This is a genomic window from Cohnella kolymensis, from assembly GCF_000829465.1.
Classification (GTDB): domain Bacteria; phylum Bacillota; class Bacilli; order Paenibacillales; family Paenibacillaceae; genus Cohnella; species Cohnella kolymensis.
The window spans coordinates 160,945-182,691 of record NZ_JXAL01000014.1 but is presented as its reverse complement, the minus strand read 5'-3'; the positions used below and the strand labels follow the sequence as shown (position 1 = coordinate 182,691).

At 40.2% G+C, this 21,747-nt stretch carries 21 protein-coding genes and 2 tRNA genes; 19 read left to right on the top strand and 4 right to left on the bottom strand.

The genetic code is table 11. From position 1 onward, the window contains the following. Window positions 1-6: 6 nt before the first annotated feature. The 4 genes from SD71_RS09795 to SD71_RS09780 all read left to right on the top strand — a co-directional run bounded on the left by SD71_RS09795 (window position 7) and on the right by SD71_RS09780 (window position 3,752). Window positions 7-1,077 carry a mandelate racemase/muconate lactonizing enzyme family protein gene (locus tag SD71_RS09795; protein ID WP_041062191.1) on the top strand — a complete coding sequence of 357 codons (1,071 nt, stop codon included), beginning with the start codon at window positions 7-9 and terminating at the stop codon, window positions 1,075-1,077. Window positions 1,078-1,176: 99 nt separating this feature from the next. Then, the gene (locus SD71_RS09790) at window positions 1,177-1,938 is read left to right on the top strand and encodes an IclR family transcriptional regulator (protein ID WP_041062190.1); all 762 of its coding nucleotides are present in this window, start codon (window positions 1,177-1,179) and stop codon (window positions 1,936-1,938) included. 467 nt (window positions 1,939-2,405) lie between these two features. Next, the gene (locus SD71_RS09785) at window positions 2,406-2,813 is read left to right on the top strand and encodes a hypothetical protein (RefSeq protein ID WP_041062189.1); all 408 of its coding nucleotides are present in this window, start codon (window positions 2,406-2,408) and stop codon (window positions 2,811-2,813) included. A gap of 510 nt (window positions 2,814-3,323) precedes the next feature. Continuing rightward, a complete protein-coding gene (locus SD71_RS09780) occupies window positions 3,324-3,752 on the top strand; it encodes a hypothetical protein (RefSeq protein ID WP_041062188.1) in 429 nt (142 codons plus the stop codon). 132 nt (window positions 3,753-3,884) lie between these two features. On the opposite strand, the gene SD71_RS09775 is transcribed toward SD71_RS09780, so the two are convergent. Next, window positions 3,885-3,960: transfer RNA gene (locus SD71_RS09775), tRNA-Val, on the bottom strand. A 263-nt stretch (window positions 3,961-4,223) separates the two neighbouring features. Here SD71_RS09775 and SD71_RS09770 point away from each other — a divergent pair. The 13 genes from SD71_RS09770 to SD71_RS09700 all read left to right on the top strand — a co-directional run bounded on the left by SD71_RS09770 (window position 4,224) and on the right by SD71_RS09700 (window position 17,780). After that, a complete protein-coding gene (locus tag SD71_RS09770; RefSeq protein WP_235427057.1) occupies window positions 4,224-4,442 on the top strand; it encodes a helix-turn-helix domain-containing protein in 219 nt (72 codons plus the stop codon). 47 nt (window positions 4,443-4,489) lie between these two features. After that, on the top strand, window positions 4,490-4,831 hold the full coding sequence (locus tag SD71_RS09765; RefSeq protein WP_041062187.1) for a hypothetical protein: 342 nt from the start codon (window positions 4,490-4,492) through the stop codon (window positions 4,829-4,831). Further along, window positions 4,828-6,957: a phage/plasmid primase, P4 family gene (locus tag SD71_RS22145; RefSeq protein ID WP_052476118.1), complete on the top strand. Its 2,130-nt coding sequence runs from the start codon at window positions 4,828-4,830 to the stop codon at window positions 6,955-6,957. The genes SD71_RS09765 and SD71_RS22145 overlap by 4 nt, the downstream gene beginning before the upstream one ends. Window positions 6,958-7,117: 160 nt before the next feature. Continuing rightward, a complete protein-coding gene (locus SD71_RS24205) occupies window positions 7,118-7,603 on the top strand; it encodes a hypothetical protein (RefSeq protein WP_041062186.1) in 486 nt (161 codons plus the stop codon). A gap of 57 nt (window positions 7,604-7,660) precedes the next feature. Further along, window positions 7,661-7,933 carry a hypothetical protein gene (locus SD71_RS09740; protein ID WP_041062185.1) on the top strand — a complete coding sequence of 91 codons (273 nt, stop codon included), beginning with the start codon at window positions 7,661-7,663 and terminating at the stop codon, window positions 7,931-7,933. Between the two features lie 224 nt (window positions 7,934-8,157). Continuing rightward, the gene (locus SD71_RS23555; protein WP_152619403.1) at window positions 8,158-8,490 is read left to right on the top strand and encodes a hypothetical protein; all 333 of its coding nucleotides are present in this window, start codon (window positions 8,158-8,160) and stop codon (window positions 8,488-8,490) included. 743 nt (window positions 8,491-9,233) lie between these two features. Continuing rightward, the gene (locus tag SD71_RS24200; protein WP_041062184.1) at window positions 9,234-9,656 is read left to right on the top strand and encodes a hypothetical protein; all 423 of its coding nucleotides are present in this window, start codon (window positions 9,234-9,236) and stop codon (window positions 9,654-9,656) included. Further along, window positions 9,563-9,925: an HNH endonuclease gene (locus SD71_RS26185; RefSeq protein ID WP_082034156.1), complete on the top strand. Its 363-nt coding sequence runs from the start codon at window positions 9,563-9,565 to the stop codon at window positions 9,923-9,925. Before SD71_RS24200 ends, SD71_RS26185 begins: the two co-directional genes overlap by 94 nt. Window positions 9,926-10,541: 616 nt before the next feature. Continuing rightward, the gene (locus tag SD71_RS09725) at window positions 10,542-12,224 is read left to right on the top strand and encodes a GmrSD restriction endonuclease domain-containing protein (RefSeq protein ID WP_161793364.1); all 1,683 of its coding nucleotides are present in this window, start codon (window positions 10,542-10,544) and stop codon (window positions 12,222-12,224) included. A gap of 123 nt (window positions 12,225-12,347) precedes the next feature. Continuing rightward, window positions 12,348-12,551, top strand: coding sequence for a hypothetical protein (locus SD71_RS09720; protein WP_041062182.1), 204 nt, complete (start codon window positions 12,348-12,350; stop codon window positions 12,549-12,551). 595 nt (window positions 12,552-13,146) lie between these two features. Continuing rightward, a complete protein-coding gene (locus SD71_RS09715) occupies window positions 13,147-15,867 on the top strand; it encodes an SIR2 family protein (RefSeq protein WP_041062181.1) in 2,721 nt (906 codons plus the stop codon). Then, window positions 15,849-16,673, top strand: a complete 825-nt coding sequence (locus tag SD71_RS09710; protein WP_041062180.1) for a DUF4020 domain-containing protein — start codon at window positions 15,849-15,851, stop codon at window positions 16,671-16,673. The genes SD71_RS09715 and SD71_RS09710 overlap by 19 nt, the downstream gene beginning before the upstream one ends. 582 nt (window positions 16,674-17,255) lie before the next feature. Beyond that, complete coding sequence (locus tag SD71_RS09700; RefSeq protein ID WP_041062178.1) at window positions 17,256-17,780, top strand: hypothetical protein; 525 nt, start codon at window positions 17,256-17,258, stop codon at window positions 17,778-17,780. A gap of 372 nt (window positions 17,781-18,152) precedes the next feature. On the opposite strand, the gene SD71_RS09695 is transcribed toward SD71_RS09700, so the two are convergent. Together SD71_RS09695 and SD71_RS09690 are read right to left on the bottom strand one after the other, a co-directional pair. After that, window positions 18,153-19,208 (bottom strand): tyrosine-type recombinase/integrase, encoded by a 1,056-nt coding sequence (locus SD71_RS09695; protein WP_041062177.1) that lies wholly within the window; start codon window positions 19,206-19,208, stop codon window positions 18,153-18,155. A gap of 100 nt (window positions 19,209-19,308) precedes the next feature. Beyond that, window positions 19,309-19,384: transfer RNA gene (locus SD71_RS09690), tRNA-Val, on the bottom strand. A 184-nt stretch (window positions 19,385-19,568) separates the two neighbouring features. Between SD71_RS09690 and SD71_RS24195 the strand changes: the two genes are divergently transcribed. Next, window positions 19,569-19,733 carry a hypothetical protein gene (locus tag SD71_RS24195; RefSeq protein WP_165418310.1) on the top strand — a complete coding sequence of 55 codons (165 nt, stop codon included), beginning with the start codon at window positions 19,569-19,571 and terminating at the stop codon, window positions 19,731-19,733. Window positions 19,734-19,886: 153 nt separating this feature from the next. On the opposite strand, the gene SD71_RS09685 is transcribed toward SD71_RS24195, so the two are convergent. Further along, on the bottom strand, window positions 19,887-20,627 hold the full coding sequence (locus tag SD71_RS09685) for an MBL fold metallo-hydrolase (protein WP_041062176.1): 741 nt from the start codon (window positions 20,625-20,627) through the stop codon (window positions 19,887-19,889). A gap of 497 nt (window positions 20,628-21,124) precedes the next feature. Here SD71_RS09685 and SD71_RS09680 point away from each other — a divergent pair, with 497 nt between their 5' ends. Beyond that, a complete protein-coding gene (locus SD71_RS09680; RefSeq protein WP_041062175.1) occupies window positions 21,125-21,703 on the top strand; it encodes a stalk domain-containing protein in 579 nt (192 codons plus the stop codon). The last annotated feature ends 44 nt before the right edge of the window (window positions 21,704-21,747 follow it).

Here is a 21,747-nt window from a genome sequence, read left to right as displayed (position 1 = left end):
TACTCGGTGAGAATCACTTCCGCGGAAATGACTGACGTCATCATGCCAAAAGAAGACCCCAAATGGAAATTTGCTCTGGGCGCCCGTCCCGAAAGTGTAGGCTTATTGATAGAACTTCGTGTCGAGAACGGTATAACCGGACATGGATACGTATCAGAAATTCCTCATATCGGGTATCCAATTACGGTCGTCAAAGCAATACTCGAATCATTATTGCCAAAACTATTAGGTGCCGAAATTTTTGAGCGTAGGCCGCTTTTGTCTTCTTTAGTCAAACAAAGCGGCGGATGCCGGCCGGCTACTGCAGCAATAGAAATGGCATTGTACGATTTATCATCTCGCATAGCCGGGATGCCTTTGTATCGGTTTTTGGGAGGGGCATACCGAAAATCCATTCCCGTGCTTCGGATTCTATCGATTAAGTCTCCGGAGGAAATCGCAGCAAACGCATTGAAGCTGGTGAAACAAGGCTACAGCTATCTTAAAATAAAGATAGACAATGAGGATCTTGACCTTGATGTGGCTAGAATAAAGGCGGTACGAGAAGCTGTCGGAAAAGATGTCCATTTAACGTTGGACGCAAATCAGAGCTATTCTCCGAAAGAAGCGGTTACCTTGTTTCAGAGAATCCAATCCTCGGATATTGATCTGTTTGAGCAACCCGTAAACGTCAAAGACTTTGATGGTTTAAAATATGTGACAGAGCATGTAGGATGTATGGTAGAGGCAGATGAAAGTGCAGCCAGTAAACAAGAAGTTTATCGTTTAATTAAGGAACGTGCTGTAGACAGCATTAGCATGAAAGTTTTGAAATTGGGTGGATTGGACAATATGATGGAAATATCCGCGTTATGTCAAGCGGCCAACATTAGCTGCAGGGTTGGCGCTAATGTCGGCAGTCGGTTATTGAACGCATATGCAATGCATTTTATCGCGGCATCGCCCAATATCAGTTATGCTTGCGAGGTAGGCGAGTTTGAACGGCTTTTAGCAGATCCATTTGAAGGATTGTCAGTAGAAAACGGACATCTGCAGGTACCCGAAGACGTTGGGATAGGGGTTAGATTGAAACGTTAGCATCATAGATAGCGGATCTGGTGCGAACTGTTCTGCTATTAAAGTAAATTTCCTTACAGTCAAATATCTTAGTAAATACGGGTCAGGTAGGTTAAGTGGATGCATGAAGAAAAAAATATCATTTTATCGGTAGAGAAAGCTATCCGTATGATTGCCGAAATAAGCAAGCAATCCAGACAAACACCATCCGATTTAAGTAAAAAGCTGGGCATTACGCGCACGACCGCATACCGTCTGCTGTGGACGTTAGAACGTCATGGTGTGGTAGTGGCCAATGAAAAAAGTGAGTACAGCATGGGTCCCTTTTTACTGAATCATAATCACGCACGCAATTTTGAAGAAGGTATTATTGATCTTAGTCTCCCAATCATGATGCGTTTAAGAAACACAACGAATGAAACCGTAGGCATATATTTCGCACGAGCTGCACAACTTGTTGCCGGCGAAATTCTCGAAAGCCCTTATGAATTGCGTAGGATTACCCGTGTGGGGGACTCGCTGCCTTTAACCAAGGGAGCAACAAGCATATGTTATCTCGCGTCGAGGATAACAGAACTTCAGAATAAGGAAGAATTTCTTACGGCAATCGGCATAGACAAGGATCATCAAGAAATGTGGTTGAAAAAACTATCGAAGGTTCGCGAAGTTGGCTATGCCATTAGCTGGGGAGAACGAGTACCAGGCAGTGCCGCGATTGCGGCTCCCATCAAAGATAGTCGTGGGAAAATCCGAGCCATACTCTCGGTATCTGGCCCGATAGGCAGAATTATTCCTGAAGTTGAGGAGAGTATTGCCGATAAAGTGATAAACGCTGCACATGATATTGAACAGTTGATTAACAGTGAAACAAGCACTCCATGAATGGGGGTGCTTTTTCTTATTCTGAATGAACATTGTACCAAATATTTATTTTTCATAGATTGATTGTCGATACATAATAGGATGGAGTTGAAAAGATCGGGTGGAGGGTTAAATGGGATGACCGTTAGCAGAAACAAATTATACATGCTTTTTGCCTTCTGCTTTTGTTTACTGTTAGTGGCTGCTCCGATAATAAAGTGGAAAAGATTAACGGATTAAAAAACTGAAGCGACTGCTTTTTTTATCGGGAAAAAAAGTATGATGAGGCAATTGCCAAATATGAAGAGATATTAACTATTATAGAAGATCCGACATATCAAAAAGAATTAGATGATATTAAACAACAAAAAGAGTATGTTGCAAAATCAACTGAAACGATAAAAGAGATCAACAATATTCTGACTGATATACAGCGAAACAAATTAGCCCAACCAAAGGAGAAAATTCACTTTATCGATGTCTATAACATGCTTGAAGATTTGAAAAAAGTCACCAGTGGAATTGAAGAACTGAAGGTTGAAGGTAGATCCGATCTAGCAACTTATATTTCACAGCTAAAACTCCAGCACGCTTGGAATTATAGTTTAATAAAAGTCGAGTATGACAAGGATTTTTATAAATCCGCTGAAGAAGCAAGAAGAAAAGATACTAACATTGTAAGACTGTTCGGTGGAGAAGGAGATGAACTTCGATCGTTTGTTGAATCTGTAGAAATTGACTCATTTCTTGAATCTGGTGTAGAACTTCAATCTGTTGAAGAACTTGAATCATTTCTTGATACTGTTGATGCGTTAGATACGGTGTTAAAAGATATGACTATTTATGCTATTGATCTATATGTAAGTGCGATATTAGAAATAAATATGCCGAGTTAAAGTAGGTGTTGATTGTCCGTGAAAATAGTGAAAACGGGTATCTTTCTGATTCTTTTCATCTTAATTTCAGCTTGTAGTAACACACACTTTAACTCTCACGGCATTCCATCCTACCCGCGAAAAGTTTGAAAAATATAATAAGCAGTTTACGACTAAGGAAATCATTAATTTCATTTACATAACTAAAGAGACCAAAATTTACAACAAACAGGGGGAACTGATTCCTCCTTCGAAGATCAAGTTAAAAAAACCGGTGGCTTTCACTGTTACATTTTTAAATGAATACCTACTGGAAGCTGCAGAAATAAAAGAAATGTCTTGAGTTTTCTTTCATTCCAACATAAAGTCGATCCTTCCGGGTCGGCTTTTTTTCATTCTATCGGGGTTACCGAATAGTTTGGTTTGATAGAGATCAATAAACGGTGACTGGTATAAAAAGTAAAATACTTATTATAAATGGAAAAATATGCTATAAATAATTGAAGTGAAAATTAAATAAGGAGATGGTGAATGTTGGTTTTCAAATTGACTAAGCTTTGGTTATTCTCAATTCTATTACTCACTGTGTCAGTTGTACCTACGTCTGCGGCTAGTAAAACGGTAAAGCTCAAAATTACATTTGTTAGTGCTACGCTTGACGAAAACAACCACGTAGGCAATGAATGGTGGTGGGGCGGCTACATAAATGGAAAAGTTGTTGAAGAGGGGAGTACCGTGGTTTTGAATTTGAAAACAACCGATAAAATCAGGTTAAAGGCAGAAGCTCAAGAACAAGATAAATATCCCGATTATGGGGAATCAAATGCGACCATCAAGGTGTCATCTATAACGAAGGCAATACACAAGCCACTGAAAGTGACAGTGACCGAAAATCGTGGTCGATACTCTGGAAATATTGCAACATGGAAGTTTGTGTTCAAAGTAGAGAAAAGTTCATAATAAAGTACTCAATAATGTGACCAAAATAGGTCATACGACCAATACGTGACTAAAAGTTAAAAAACAAAATCGAGGTTTCACCAAGACAAAAAAAAGAAGCCTTATCGTTCAAGGCTTCTCGGAGTTTATGTATGGTGATCTGAACAGGGATCGAACCTGTGACCCCCACCCTGTCAAGATGGTGCTCTCCCAGCTGAGCTATCAGATCATGTCGTATCAACGTTAAACGGCCAATTACCGTCCCACTTGCTGATAATTATAGCGGTAGGAGCCATATACTGCAAGAACACAGCTTAAAATAATAATGATTGCCATGAATCCAGTTGATTTGATATGATCTACTTGTAACAGCGTATCTGTAGCATAATACCATCAAAATTAGAGTCCCTATAAGGGACCATCGAGGAAAGCGGCATTTGCCGTTTTCCCGGTGGTCCCTTTTTTGTTTCGACTCTGGAAAGGAGGTAAACATTGAGCAAATTGAGCAAATTGGAATACTTACGCAGATCCAAAGGAATTTCACAAGTTGAACTTTCACGCCAAGCAGGTATTCATCCGGCATCGATCGCACAGGTTGAGCGTCATCACAGACGAGCCTGGCCGAAATTACGTGCAGCTTTGGCATCCAGCTTGAATGTCTCCGAATCAGAGCTGTTTGATGAAAGCGGATCGCTGATTCCAATGATTTAAAAAAAAATGGGCCGATTCGCGGTCGGCCCGAAAGGAATGGTTATAAGATGAGTTTACTAAATTTATTCGTTGATTACAATGGAAGGCGTGTTCATGCTGGCACTCTCGGGGACGATAAGGTTTTCCGTAAAACGGTGAAGAGTCGTGATAAGCTTCTCTATTTAGATGCTTTTGGTCTCGATAAGGGTTACATGGACGATGCATTGCGGTTTGGAGCTCAAAAAATTGAACTCACAGTGTGCGATATCGGCGAAGTTTATGAAACAGATGTTTTCACGTTTAAAAGCAATGCCATTCAGCGAAGAGTCGGCAAATTTGGCAGTCGGTATTATTTGCCGCTGAAGTTTTGGAACAACCGGACAGTTAAAAGGAAGGAGCAGAAAAAATGAGTTGGAATGAAAGGTGGTTAGTCTCGGCAAATATCCGAAACCTTATTGAAGAAATGCTCCCACATCCAATCCGCTGGAGTCACGAGGAAGGTCAAACACGCTGCCCATTTCATGACGACCAGACGCCTAGTTTCTCCGTAAACCCTGTAAAAGGCGTTTGGCATTGTTTTAGTGGCTGTGGTGGAGGCAGCATTCAAGTATTGTCTGAGAGGCTGGGATTTAAATTCCCGGCTTTTCTCAGTGAGCCAAACCTTCCGGAAGCGATAGCACCTCCTGCAATAAAAAAATTTCATAAGCATGAGCAGGAACATATTTATCAAGACAACATTGGCAACCCGGTATTTCTTGTTGGTCGTGACCCTTCACCGCAGGGAAAGAAAATTATGATGTATCATGCTGTTAATGGGCAATGGTTCGTAGGTAAAGGACAGCATCGACCGCTGCCATATCAATTGCCGCGAGTCATTTCAGCTATTGATCGAGGTTTGCCTGTTGTTATTGTTGAAGGTGAAAAAGATGCCGATACAGTGAACAATAAATTTCAGGATATTGGCTTGGTTGCAACGACTAACATGGGTGGTGCATTGAAATGGAACCGAGATGACGAGTATAACTGTTACTTTTGGAACGCTGAAGTCTATATCATTCCTGACAACGACGATATCGGTCGCAAGCACGCACAAGAGGTATCTAGCACCGTTGGGAGGTATGCCAGGTCGGTTAGCATCATCGGTTTACCTGACTTGCCATGTAAAGGGGATGTAACAGACTGGTTTGCCCTAGGCAATTCACCTGAAGCGTTTTTAGCCTTGCTGAGCAAGCAAACCCCGCTGCATGAGCCTTCTGCCGGTAAGGTAGAAATCGACGTATTACGTAAATATTTTGATGGTAATCGGTTTGTTCCCGCACTACTGGCTAATGACATACTTCAAGGGATGCCGTGTTTTTTTGACGGCAACCAGTTATTCAATTACCAAAATGGCATGTACAGGGCTAATGGTGAAATTGCGATCCGCCAATACTGCCAGAGAATGCTTGGTAACGAGTACCGAATCAACCGAGTTAAAGAAGTTGCTCACTACATTGAAACTCAAACGTATGTAGAGCCAAACGAGTTCAATTCCGATGACGGTCGAATCAGTTTGCTGAACGGGTTGTTCGACCTTGCAAACAGATCGTTAAGCCCCCACATACCTGAGCGACTTTCGACTATTCAACTTCCAGTGACGTATGATCAGAATGCGAAGTGTCCTCAAATTGAAACCTTTTTGGCTGAAGTGCTTCCCGCGGATACAATCCATACTGTCCTTGAATTTATCGGCTACTGTCTGATCATGAATGCAAAGTACGAGAAAGCATTAATGCTAACCGGGACTGGGGCGAATGGAAATTCGACATTCATCAAGTTAATTTCTACTTTCCTTGGTAAATGCAACACGACGAGTATTCCGTTGCAAGAACTTGCGGATAGTCGTTGGAAGAGGGCGGATTTACAGGGTACATTGTTGAATTCCTTTGCTGACATCTCAAGTCGCAGTCTTGAAACAAGCTCTATTTTCAAAGCCATTGTTTCTGGAGATGAGATTGACGCGGAACGAAAGGGCAAAGATCCTTTTTATTTCAGACCTTATGCTAAGATGCTTTTCTCTGCAAATGAACTACCTGGCAGCAAGGATCTGTCAAAAGCATTCATGCGAAGATGGAGCGTCGTTCCGTTTCCAAACAGCTTTGACTATGGAAAAACTGCTGATCCTGACCTGATTTACAAGCTGACTACGCCAGAAGAGCTAAGCGGCCTGTTAAACCTTGCTTTAGACGGGCTTAACAGGCTGCAATATAATAAAGAATTCACGTCGTCCGAGACAACAACAGCGGCAATTGAGATCTTCCTCAAGGAAGTGGATTCGGTGGCTGCCTTTGTGGATGACTGTTGCGAGCTAGAAGAAAAGGCGGAGTGCAGGACAACGGTGCTCTATAGCAGGTATCGGCATTGGTGTGAAGAATCAGGTGTACATCCCCTTGGCAGAACTCATTTCAACAAACGTTTAAGCGAGCAATACCCGAAACTAATTAAAGCCAGAAGGTACAAGCAGCCAGAGCATTGGGAAGGAATAACAATAGATTAGTTCATACAAAAGTGAGAGTTGATTCTCTATAGGAGATATTGTGCTTACCAAGTTTTATAGGTAAATCAATTCATATATAGAGAGTCGGCTCTTTAACTTTTGTATAACCATGTTCTTTGATAGTTGATAGTCCATGACACTCGGATGGAGATGAATCCATATGGCGGTTTGTGAGGCGAAGGGAAGAGGTGGGAAGCCTTGCCAGCGTCCAGCTGGTTGGGGAACCTCTCATGTTGGGGTGGGCCGCTGCAAACTGCACGGCGGTGCTTCAAAAATCAAGCATGGGCTCTATAGCAAGTATCTCAAACATACATTAAGCGATACTGTTCAATCACTGCTAGATGATCCGGATTTAATCAATTTGCGTCAGCAAATAGCATTCAAACAAGCACTTTTACTGGATCGTATAAATCAGTTTGAGGCGGGGATGAGTCCTGATGACATACGGTTTTTCGCTGATCTATCTGAAAAGGTGTCCAGAGATATCGAGCGACTTAACAAAATAGAGCATGGTGAAAAGTATATCTTGCAAGTCGCGGAAGTTCAGGCGGTCGTGCAGCAGATTACCTTAATTATTCATCAAGAGATAACGGATGATTATGTAATAGAACGGGTTGCCAGTCGTTTGAGTCAATTGAAGTGGTGACTCTTAGCAAGTATTGTAACGCCGGCAAACAAACCTGAAATCGAAAGGACGTTCACAATGAACCAACGTATTTTAAATGCAATTGGTGAAACGCTGCTAGTCAAGGGAAACTGCCCCTTCGATACCGGATGTCGATTCGGTAGTGGAAACCTCTGTTCTGCCTCCGATGACACATTGGCGAAAAAGATTCAGGCGTTAAAAGAAAAAATAAATGACTCACCCCAAAGCCTGGCGGTGGACGTGACAGTGAATCCTAGTAAATGGCACTGTGAGAATGTACTTTCTGTTCAGTTCATTGATACTGACGACATTGGTTTGATGACCGAGTAGCTGCGGTTGATTGGCGGTTACGCTTTACATTTACAGTAGTGAAAGATTCATTGGAGAGATCACAAGGTACTTGAGTGCTGTCCATAGTTGAGCCCGAGGAAGATATAGTGTTCCAGCTTCAATATATGTTGAGAAGTTGGTTCTAAAATGACATATAGCACGATGGAGTGGTAGGTTGCTCATCGTTTGGAGTCCGTGCCTCTAATATAGACCGGATGCGAAAAATGGAAAATGATACGGGAGGAGAGAGCACAGTGCTCCCCCCCTCCCCCCGGGGTGCACCCCGCCAGGGCGACCTGCCAAGCTTCGCACGCAATAGGTACCATCTGCCAAGTGTATTTTTAAGATGGCAGACAAATATGTCATTTTTTATTGTCGTGGAAACAGGAAAAAAGTCAGTACCTAAAGAATATTCAATACAGCTTACTTCTAGATTAGAAGACAAAAGATCCTATCAACTATTGGAGGAAGATTGTTACACATATTCTTATACACATACAAAAGCTGCAGAAACTGCTCACATTGAAAAGCTAACAGATTCCGAAGGGATGATTTGAAAACAAGCCGAGTAACTCAGCGAGATTAATTTTAATTTAAGTAGAAAAGACTTTGACTCGAAAGCTGGGTTTGGCTATTCAGCCATTCGATCCTGTTACTCGTAAGTACATCGTGTTGCCTATACTAGAGGGCGTTAAAGACAAAGGAGGTAACCGATATAGATATAACGATTTGTTGCTTCAAGATCAGTATTTTGAAAATATTCGAGCAAAACATTTACAGGCGATAATTAAGCACCCAACATTGGGTTACCAAATCAAATGCAATAAGGGCATCAATCTAAAAACATGCTCATTTTGTCATCGTTTTAAACGCAATTTTGTCATCAGCAATGGATGATAAATCCACAAAACGGTAGGAGTGGCTAGACGATGATTCCACAAAATATTCAAAGACAGCATATTATTCAGGCGATTGACTTGATTGACCGAGAAGGGGTGCCACCTCAACATAAGTCTACCAAATTTGATTTGTTGCATAACGAAAAGAAGTATCCCCCAAAGTATGTTATTTTAAAGGCCAATTTTTTTTTGTAATGGACAAGATTGGGGAACGGACAACTTTAATGGTGGGGTAGAAGCGAATCAATTTCTTATCAAGTGTGGTTTTGATATTTTAACAAGAGAAAATGATAAAGATGAAACAGTTCAACAAAGTCATTCTTGGCTGTTAATTGGAAAGTTTGTAGCCATTAAATCATTAGATAAATCAACGTTTTTATATAAGGGAACGGGAGTGCCAAATGACATCCGTGGCTTTTTTTGATGCAGATTCTATGAAAAAGGGGCAACGTAAAGATATTTTACTTCTTCACGAAAATCGCCATTTTACGGCGTCAATTCAAATGGATCAGCAACCGTCTCCAAGAACTCGCTTATTTTGGCTTAGCGACTTCGCAACAGCCCTAAAACAACGGTTTCCCAGTCACGAACAAGCGGCTCATAAAGGTCTATTTCATGCTGCGGAATCAGTTCTAATGCGTTTATTAAAAGTGTCACAAAATACCTATGAAGTGAACTTCCAACTACAGTTAATGAAGAAACGATTCAACAAGATCTTGAATCTGAAGCGATGGAAGACCAGACCAGCAGGCCAGAAGGTACCGTTAGATATTTTTTTGGAAAGCGTTATGAACGTGACTCCCATAATCGAACACAGGCTCTAAAAATTCATGGATTTATCTGCGTAGTTTGCAAATTTGATTTTGAGGAAGTGTACGGTGGGCGAGGCAAAGACTTTATTGAAGTTCATCATACAAAGCCATTATATACGCTTGAAGGAAAGCTGACTGACATAAATCCTCTAACAGACTTACTCCCCGTGTGTGCCAATTGTCATAGAATGATTCACCGGAGACAAAATGATATTTTGGATATTGAGCAACTTAGAATAATTGTTGAGCAGAGAAACAAAGCAAATAATAAGAAGAGATAAGTATGTAAGTTATTTTAGCGAGAACCACATTATGATCAGTGGCAACAATCAGCGACTTTGAGCGAGCCAGACGAACAAACACACATATTACTTTGCAAATCACTGGAAAGCCGTTGACAACAACGAAATTTGAGTGAAGCTTTGAACCGTAGATTCGATTACTGCCGACTGTAATTAACTAAGCCCACTACTCTCGACATCTGAACATCTTTGTTGTCAAAATTCCCCCATTTGGATATTTTTTATCGAAAATTGAAGGAAAATATTTCCTCATGTCTGTAAAAGAAATTCGACGTTAACTGAGGGAGTCATAAATGGAAGAAACGAAAGATCAAGGGATCAGGCTTAAACAAAAAGTAGTGGCAGGGATGCTTTAAAGCAATAGAATGGGCGAGTCAACCTGGTTGTAGAGTGCTTATAGTAAACCAATTGCGTATCTCTACGTATACCCAAAACCCTTGCAATGTCATAACTATATATCTAAGCTTATATCAAATCTAAGTAAGGAGATCTGTAATTAATCTTTTTTTAAGTAATTTAATATTAATTTTTTACTGCCAGATAAATATTCTTTTTTTTGAGGTGAAGAATTTGGCTAACTGGGAAACGAAAAAAAGTGTCAGAGGTTGTCACGAAAATAAATGATAACAGTTATGTGTTACCTGTAATACAAAGAAGATTAGTATGGGAAGAGGAAAAAATGGAGTTGCTCTTTGATACTTTGATGAAGGGGAATTCTTTCGGCGGCATTATGGCTATCGAAGAGGAGGAAGGAAATAAACCGTTATTTGCGTATCGTCACTTCACGAAAAATGGTGAGAACTTAAGCTCAATATATGATAGCACTAACCACAAGGACCATTTATTTATTATTGATGGGCAGCAGAGATTACAGAGCTTCTATATTGGATTAATGGGAAGCATTAATGGTAAGATTCTTTATTTTGATTTATTCAGTGACTATAAAAACCTTGAATATGGCTTCAAATTTGAGAAAGACAGCACTAAGCTTCCTGAGAAAGCAACTGAACGAGAAAGTGAAGATTTGCTAACCCACAAATGGTACCCCGTAAATAAGTTATTTAAATCTCTAAAAGAGACTAATGATGAAGATCAAATTGCCGATGAAATTATTGCGTCCACAGGGGTAGTTTCTGATATAGAAAAGGATCACATCAGAAAAAATACAAATCGCTTTTACAGAAGTGTGTTTAATCTCGATAGTATTGGAATTTCTAAAGTTCGAATCAATAGACAATTAAATGAAAATTCAAACAGACAAAGGATTGTAGAACTCTTTCGCCGCCTAAACGATGGTGGCACAAAGCTTTCTGCATTTGACTTGGTAGCCTCAATTTTGAAAGGCTTTGATTGGAAAATGGAGGGCTTCTTGGATAGCGTGTTAAGGGATCATAAAGATATCGGGGTTACGCAAGAGATACTTATTAAATTAATCTTCATACTCAAAGATATACATAATAAAGAAATGACGGAGTTAGAAGAACAGCACGCATCTTTTGCTATTGATAATCAACAGAGAATTACAAAAACACTAGAAGCAATGAAACGATTTTTAAAAGTTGCAAAATTATTAGAATATTACAAGGATGGAAACCGCTCGTTTATACCATTGTATTTTGTTGCATATTATATTTTTCATAAAAACGATATTGAAACAGAGAATCTAGAATATATGTTTGATACTTATGATACAACAAACAAAACCTTCCAGAAAATTTATAACTGGATTTACTGGTCTTTACTCAATGGAGTTTTTAGTCGGGGCTCTGGATGGATTCCTTACAAAACAGGAATAAGAAAGATCCTAGACGTCATGAAGACGCACAAAAATAAAGAATTTCCTTTGCAACAACTATTCTCAATTTACTTTAATCACCCGGTGAATTTTTATACTGCGTTAGACTCATATAAACTGAGCCAACTTGATTCGAATTTTTTATACTACATATTATATAATCGCGAATCAACCACAAGAAAACAGGACATTGATCATATACATGCTGAGTCGATCCTTCTGGGCATGGGCATAGCTAGCTACAAAATCCATACCATAATTAATTACCAACTTCTTGACTATGGTACAAATAGAGGATTAAAAAACGCAAAACCACTGAATGAATGGATCAATAACTATGTCGAGAACAAACAACTTTACCTAAAGGAGCACCTGATTCCTCTAGACGACACACTGTGGGATCCCATAAATTACGATCAATTCTATGAAGAACGGGCAAAGTTATTAATTGATAAAATCGTCTCAACAATAGGCATTGTGTAAACTGGCCGGAAACACCGGATACAGGCCTCGGAGCGGGAGCACCGCCTCGGGGTTTATTTTATAAAGGGGAGTTTATGATGGGTGAATTTGAAGAGATTGCACACACTGGAGGAGTATTGTCATTTGGCCCAAGTGGATCAGGAGCGGGTTAACAATCCACGATTTTCACCGGAAGATAGAGCCAAAAGGGATTGCGAATGGATAGACATTGTGAAGAACTGTGTTGAGGACTTTGAGGCGATGGCAGACGATATTAGAGCGAGCTTATTAGAAATCCCAGCCACACCTGCTCGAAAGAAACAGCTCAGACATGTTGGGTTGAATTAATAAAAATAGCACGAGTTAAAATACTGGAGTTTTTTGAGATCGATCTTTTCAAGCAAATGAATGATGACGATAAATAGTTTATACATATTTGGTTTTGCAGGCGTCATCTTTTTACGCATAAGGCTAAATTGAGACGGCAATTAAGAGTCACGAGTTCTGAAACAAAAAGATTTATCAATCTGGTTAGAAAAATGTCTCACAATTTATTTGATGGATACGAAAGTATTTCCTAGCTTTGTTGACTTCTTTCCAAGGGGGAATGATTTGTGCTGCGGATACCGGAAAATTCACACCAGCAGAAAAACATGCTCATTAATTTTTAGTTACTTCTTCAGCTCGCCGACAATCTCGTTTAGTGGCGTAAAGAGCTCTGCTACTGCTGATATTTTGAGCTGAGATCTGTGTACCGAATTACCATACGTAAAACGTATCCCCGTCAGCTTCCGGGGATGCAGCTTTATTGAAATCTTGCTCTGTTGAGTATAAGACTTAAGTCAATGTCGGCACTGTATGGCTTCACAACCAGCCGTGTGAACGTTCCATCTCTAAAAACAATGTTTAAAGCAACAACCATGTTTTCAAGGAGTGTTTTCTCATGTGGATTACAAAAGATATAAATCTGCCAGACGAAATAATAGCTGCACAAAAAAATGGAGAGCTTGTCATATTTGCAGGGGCTGGAATATCCACTCCACCACCATCAAACTTACCGAACTTCGAGCAACTAGCTATTGACATCGCTCAAGGATTTATTAGATACGACAGTGCAATGTCTATAGATACTTTTTTGGGAAAATTACATAGCAGGAATATAAAGGTCCACGAGAAAGCAATTGAACTGCTAACTTCTCCAGAATCTAAACCGAACTCTTATCATATAAACTTAATAAAATTGTTTTCTCAAAGTGATCTTAGAATTGTGACGACCAATTTTGATGATCATTTCAAAACTGCAGCAACAGACTTGGACATTCCGTTTTATTCTGCACCAGCTTTGCCATTGGGACGTGATTTTAATGGCGTTGTTCATTTGCATGGAAGTGTTACTAAGAGGCCAAAGGATTTGGTTTTGGTTGATAGTGATTTTGGAAGGGCTTATTTTACAGATGGATGGGCTACTAACTTTCTAAGAGGGTTGTTTTCTAATTATGTAGTTCTTTTTATTGGTTTTAGTGCCAATGATCCTGTAATGAAGTATATAGCTAGAGGACTGGGATCTAATAATCGAAACAGATTTGCATTCACTGAAAAAGGGCATCATGATCATTGGAATCACTTACAGATAAAACACATTGAGTACCCGCGAACAAGGCATGACTTGCTGCAGGAGGCGGTTGAGGCCTGGGTCGAGCGTACACAAATGGGCCTGTTTGAACAACGCAAATTAATTAAAGATATTGCAGAAAAACCACCTGAATATAACGAAGTAGAAGATAGCTTTATTGGACATCAATTAAACGATAACTTAGGTGCACGGCACTTTTTTGAATTCGCTAAGCATTATGAATGGGTAGAATGGATGGACAACAGCAAGATGTTAGAGCCGCTGTTTAATAATAATGGAGAGATAACCGTATTCAAACATATGCAATCTAGGTGGTTTTCCAGCTTTTTAAAAACTGATTCTGAAAAAATGTTCAAAACAATTCTAGAAAAAAACGGTATCAGTTCCCTTACGCAAACCTATCTTGTCCGCCAATTACGGCACAGTTTGCATGATTTGTCACCGAGTTTGCTTGGGAAATGGTTGCCGGTAGTGCTGGGCCATGTTAACTTCCATAATAAAGAACAAAATCTTGATTTCCTGGCTGATGAGATTAAATCGATAGATCAAAAAGAAACATTGTTAATTATGTTGGAATACTTAACCAGGCCAATCACAAAGTATAAAAGAAAATTCACATTGAGTGAAGACAATGACGAAATGGTAGACATTGAAATTGAACTCCAAGGTGATGATTACTGGCTGAATGCAATATGGGATAACACAATTAAAAATAATTTACAGTATTTCGCTGTTCCAGCTATGAAGATTTTCATTAACCAACTTCAAATGATTACATACTATTTAAAGGCCACAGGACATGGTGAATGGGATCCCATCAATTTCTCACGTTCTGCGATAGAACCACATGACCAAGATCGATATCCTGATGATATAGATTTTTTAATTAATTGTTGCAGAGATGTTATAGCATATCTCATTGATACTAATCCGAGTTTAGCAGAGGCTGGGATCAACCAGTGTTTTTTCAGTGAAAGTAAAATACTTAGGCGGATATCGATTCACAGCTATAAATTGCTGATAAATATTTCAGCCGATAAGAAAATGGAATGGTTGATAAAGAATGACCTTCTCTTTAATTATGATTTGAAACATGAAGTATTTCAGTTCATAAAGTACCTTTATAAAGATTTAGGAGCTAAGAGTAAAAAAACTCTTTATGCACATATTGACGAACGTGTTCAGGAACTACAGCAAGATAGCAGATTCAAAACGGAAACAATTAATTATGAGCAATTTAATCTTTATTATTGGTTAACTCTTTCTGATGGTGACTGTCGAATAGCTCGCAGGGCATTTAAGAATGCCAAGAGACAAAATAAACATTTTAAGATACGAGAAGATCATCCTGATTTCACCCATTGGATGACTACAGGCGGTTTTAACTCGATAAGCAGTAAAGTCACGGTAGAAGAGGTATTATCGAAAGATCCCAATAAGCAGGTTGATCTCTATTGGCTTTTGAATTTCGAGGACAAGGAATATCATTTTGAAAAAAGAGATGGGTTCTTAGAGGTTGTTAGCTCTGCGATAGAGTCAAATTATCAATGGGGATGGAATTTGTTAAAACGGTTAGCATCTCCACGAAAGAATTGGAAATCTGATTTATGGACGGCAATTCTAAACGGATTGAATGGAATGGTGTTCAACAATGTTGAATGGATGGAACTAACAGGCATCTTGCTTGAACATCGAAATCTTAAAGAGATACGCTACGAGGTTACAACCCTCCTAAATAATGCGGTTAAACATGAAGCAAATGATTTTCAACATAACACAACCGATTTGATTAAACTCTTTCACAAAGTTGCATTATTAGTTGATGCCAATGACATTTCATCAACTAACGATGCTTATACACAAGCGATTAATCACCCAGCAGGGAAATTTACGCAATTCTTTTGCACTTTATTTTTTAAATTGCATAATGAATCACCATTACACCCAGCTTTGGGACTGATAAAGAAGAATGTATTTTCAAAAATCGTAGAGACGACATCGAGAGATATGGCATGGGCAGAATTATTTTAGCCAACCGTGTCCACGTATTTTTAAGCGTCGATGAGGAATGGAGTATAAGAAAATTAGTACCGTTGTTTGATCCATCAAACAATCAAGATTTAGCAATAAAGGCGTGGAATGCCTATGCATACGGTGGCAAATGGAATGAGCGTATACTCGGAAGCCTATTCAGTAAGTTAATAATGATCCTGCCATTCACGAAAAATATGAACAAAGATACCGAGCACAGTATATATCAACTGAGTGCGTCAATACTTTTCTATTCGACAGAGTTCAGAGAACAGTTACTAGGGCACTTCTTTACAAATGGTGACAGTCATCAATTTACATCACTAACTAATGTAATATCACCTGTGCTTGAGCAACTTGAGGAATCAGCGTCAGGAAAAGCTTGGAAGGATTGGCTGCATAAATATGTTAAACATCGTCTAGATAACATTCCGATTGAAAGCAGCGATGCTGAACTAGCTGCAATTGTTACTTGGTTACCTGCACTTGAGCCGGTTATTGAAGAGTTTGTTAATTTACTTATTACAGGTAGAGCGGTTAAATTAGATAATTCACATGTCATTTACACGATCGGTAAAAAAGATTTAGGGAAAAAGTATCCCATGGCGTTACTATTGTATTTTGAGTACTTGCTCAAAGAAAATGGAGTTGAATTTTATACTGATGAAATATTTGAAGTGATGATGCAGATACTTGAATCGCTACAGAGTAAGCATGAACTTTTCCCTAAGGTATGTGAATATTTATTAAGATCCAATGGAGCGAGAACTATGGATTTGTTAGAGCAATACACTCGGAAATTCTAAATGAATAGGAATAGTCTTTGTTAATTTAGCTGGAGTTTAGTTTCATGTTATGAACGATGTTGCATTCAAACTGAACATTTGATGTAACAATAAGCCGGTTTCTAACATGCTCCTGCTATCGAAACGAAAGCAACGAATCTTCATTAGTGCACTTTTTTATTTGGAAGAAGTGAAGCTTAGAAAAGCGAGGTGCTATATCTGGAGAGTATTGAACAAATATATAATAGATTAATTGCAGAAGAAAAATTAAAAAATGGTAGTAAATATGAGAGGCTAGCAGCCGTAGTCTACAAAATTTTAGATGACAGCAAAACTGTAATACATGATATGAGGTTAAGAGGCGATGGAAAGTCAGCTCAACACCAAATCGATGTAACCATTGAAAAAGGTGGTACACAAAAAAAGAATTCTAGCTGAATGCAAACAATACGACAAGGTTATTGGTATCGGTATCATTAGAGATTTCTTTGGAGCAGTTGCACAAATAAAAACCAGATGAAGCATTTGTTGTAACTACGGTAGGGTACACCAAAGGAGCAATTAAACTTTGCAAGAGATGAAAAACATAAAAATTAGCAATTTTTGCGGGAAGCACAAGAGGAAGATTGGGATGGCTTAATAAGAACGATTGTTTTAAATATGAACCTAATTATTATGAAACAACCAAAAATCAGTTGGATTGCCTTCGACGAAAATGAGCGGATTAAGGCTGAAAGCTTACTTAAAGATAACTGGGGAGAAACACGATCGGTGAAGACCCAAGGAGAGTATTTCTTCGATGAACAACTTAATCCGATGGTAAATTATCAAGACGTTATTAAACCAATAATAAATGCTGCGAAAAGAGTTCCGAACGAAGTGACAAAAGGACGGCATGAATTCGAACAAAAATTGTATGTCAACATGTTAGGGCATTTCATTGCGATCAGAGGTTTTGAATACGAATTTATTTCAGAGTCGATAGAAACGACAACAGTGGTGGACGATGGTGGAAAAGTGGCTTCGCTACTATTTAAAACACTTGAGAGCGAAGAAAAGATGTTAATTTTTGAAGATGAAATTGAAAAATGGATGTTTGATGATGATGGGGAAGTGATTTTAAAATAGATGTGGTAGTAACTGCTCCCAAATCTGCAGACAGCTACGCTCAGTGCCTGACGCATTAAAACACCTCGCGACGATGAAGGTCGGGAGGTGTTTTGGGTTGTTCAATAATCGACATGAAAGATGTTATACAAGAAATTTGCGTGGTCTAAATTAGCAATCGAAGCTATAGACAGCAAAGTAGATGAAAGATATGCAATTCTTAAAATAACTCACTCCTGCGGACATTTTGTTGCTAACAATCAAAGTATACTGCTTAGATTAGACTCAAACGGGATTGAGTGAACTGTGATAAAAGAAACAGCGTCTTACTATGTAGCTTACAACTCATCTACGTAACAGAAACGATAAAAAGTACAGGCTGACTGGGGAAAATCAGGTAGAATGGTTGATGTTTATATTCATTCTGGCTTTATTCAATTTACCGACAATCTCGTTTAGGGGTGTATACAGCTCATGTTGCCGCTTTAAAGAGTGTGAACTGAGATGAGTATATCGAATTACCATTCGTAAATCTCGATGTCCGAGAATCATCTGCAGGTGCCTCAAATCGCCTCCAGCTTCCAGAAACATAGTTGCAGCTGTATGGCGGAACAAGTGAGGATGTACGTTTACCAAGAGACCCGATTCCTTTACATACTCCTTAAGGCGATGGCGGAACTGACCAGCTTCTAATTTCTCACCGTAGTTTGATAAAAAAATAAAGTCAGAGTCAAACGGGTTGGAAGCTTGTATCAAGTCTCTTATTAGCTGTGTGGTTCTTTTTGTAATTGGAAGTGTGCGGAACCTGCGGCTTTTGGAGGTCTCCGCACGAACTGCAATCATGTTAGCCTGAAAGTCTATGTCTGTTGTCTTAAGGGATAACGCTTCGTTGATCCTTAGAAAGGCGTCGAGCAACACATTCATTAAGACAAAATCACGATAACCACAATAGGTTCGTTGATCAGGTGTGGCTAAAAGCTTCTTTAATTGTTCCTTGCTTAGTATTATAATTCCGACATCGTTTTCGTCAACTCGCTTGATATTGACCAGAGGGTTATCATCGATAAACTTTTCGTCCAGCAAGAAACGTACAAACGAACGAAGAAATTTTATTCGAATGTTGACAGTGGTAGGGGAGAGTCCTATTGTTTTCTCTTTATCTAATTTAAACCTATGCTGCTCAAATCGGATCTTATCGTTTAACATCCACACGATGTAATTGCGAAAAACAGACTGATTGAGTGAATCAATAGTTGGCTCTATTGAGTGTTGGGACAGATATGACTTGAAAAACCTGTAATTTTCAACATAGCTGCGTAGGGTGTTGGAGGTTCGGCCTTCGGAAATTTTGCAGTGATGAAAGCGATCAAATAAGTCATCAAGTAACTTAGGTGTATTAACTTGGTTTGTCATGTGGATTATGCGTTTTTTTCCTGCTCGTTTGTCCATAAAAAACATTCCCTCCTCCAAAGTTTGGAACGGGGAATGTGCCTTTGCAGGAGCAACACCCTGCATATTATTTTAACGTTAATACGTACATTTTTATGTATGGTGATCTGAACAGGGATCGAACCTGTGACCCCCACCCTGTCAAGATGGTGCTCTCCCAGCTGAGCTATCAGATCATGTCTTAAGCGACAATTAGTATAATACCAACTGGTCGCAGCGAAGTCAACCCATTTTGCGCATATTTTTGCCTGTATCTGTAGCCATTTTCCGGTAACCCGAATTTCCTCGAGAAAATTGGGATTTTTTGCTTTGCACCGGCGTACATATGTACCATCGGCACAGGAAGCGGGAGGCAAACCGATGAAAGATCTGGTCATTCTATTGATCTGGCTCCTCGGCGTGTTCGGGTTGATCGGTGTCGTGATCGCGGCAGTGGCGCGCTTGGTGCGGAGAGATTCAACGGCTCACGATAAACAGTTTCTGTGGCATGTTTACCCGGATTACAAAGAGGATCGCAACAAATGAGAAGACTTCGGCAGGGCGCCGGAGTCTTTTTTTATTCTTCTTCATCCCATTTGCGGGAGTAGCCTTTTTTGGTGACCCACAAACACAGCCACGTGATTAACACAAGGATTACGCCGGCGAAGATATACGTTGTGGCCAAGATTCAACATCCTTTCAGAGGGAAAAATCATAAATTTTGTGCTGTTCGACGAACCGCATTAAGCCGGTATGGCCTTCAAATCTCGGCTGATCGTCGCCATAGTGCATCAGATAAACGCGTTCTTGTATAAAGTCCGGCAATGTCAGAAGTTCAGGCAGACACGCATGGACTGCCCCGGGCGGTTGTAATTGACAATCGTGAAAAATAGTGCGCACGCCGCGCTCATTAACCAGCGATTCCAGCAAGGAGTCGTCAAACGCCATGTCAGCGGAATAAAAGAAGAAACCGTTCATGAGCAGCGAGTAACTGGATTTACCCGGAATATGCGGAGTGCGTATTAGTTCGATTTGCAAGCCGGGAAGCACCTCGGCAGGTATGCCCACACGCAGCGGGCGCACCTCGAAATAATCATTCAGTGATCGACTTTCGTTCTGCTGCAGACCGCCTTTTAGAGTGTTTTCCCAAAGAGGCTCCACCAGCGTATCCGCAACAAACAAGACGGGCTTGCGTTGATAGATGAATTTCATCTGGAACGCGAGTTCCTCCAAGCCGCCGACATGATCGCCATGAATATGCGTGATGAGAACAGCAGCCAGATCGCCGAAATTTTTGCCTATTTCATGAAGAGCTTTCGGCGCGGTTATTCCACAGTCGATCAGGAGGGTTTGTCCCTCTACTGTAACCAGTGCGTTATTGTTATTGAAGGCTTTTGCAAATGCGCTGCCGGTTCCTAACATTTGAATATGCACGCCGATGCCTCCTAACTTCGTTCGGAGTCCTTTGTAGAATAGCTTTTACAAATGTACCACATTTCCCCTTGCGTACATAGGCTGTTGTTGGGAAGGCGATTGCCCGTCTTTCGCACAGGAGGGACTAACGATGACGAAGGGGAAAAAGAAGAAGTCTGCAGTGGCCCAGGAGCAAAAAAAAGGTGCAAATGAAAATCGTATCTTCAGATGTCTGTAACGTATGCAAAACTCCTTGTACAAGGGGGTTGGCTTATTTGGAGCTAATGAAGGAACCGGGCGCAGTCGGTAACGGAGTGCCTTGTGTATTAACACTGCCCGCAAAAAACCGGCCGAAGTCGGCGTTCCCAAGTTGAACAGCACATTTCCCGGCCAACCGCAAAATTCGTCAAAAAAAGTGCAATGACGTTCACAATTTTTTTAAGTTTAAGCCGCAACTTTCCGCCATACCGTCGGTATAACCGATTACAAACATGAAAATGTGGGTACGACGGAGGTTAGCAAGAATGAAATTACGCAGACTAATTGTTCTAACCCTGGCACTAACGTTATTATGCGGAACTGCCGCTTATGCCGAATCCATTACGCAGCGGTTGAATATTTGGGTGAACAAACAAGCAATGGAAGACGCAGGCGTGGTGGTTGACGACAAAACCTATTTGTCCGTTCGAGCCATCGCCGATAAACTCAACGTGATTGTAACATGGGACGAGGACTCCAAGAGAGTCTCGATCTTCAAGCCGAACGTGCATATGCTTACCATGCAGGACACCGTGCCATTCGGCGGCGTAACCAAAGATAAATACAAATTTTTCGTCTTCACTCAAATCGATAGCCTGAAAACCGATATTAGCGCCTTCAAAGTAACGATCACCGATCCTTACGGCGACGATACCTGGCTCGATGGACGTAATTCCAACGACAAGGATTTCCCGGACAGAGGAAAAGACAATTTCTCCTTCAAAACGAAAGAAATCTCCTACGATTTCAAATACAGCGGCAAGTACGTCGTTCGTTTCTGGATGAAGCCTCAAGGGGACACGGCTTTCCAGGTCGTATCCGAGAAAGTTATTACATCCAAATAATCATCTGTGCATGGACCCCCTGACCGGATCTTCGGTGAGGGGGT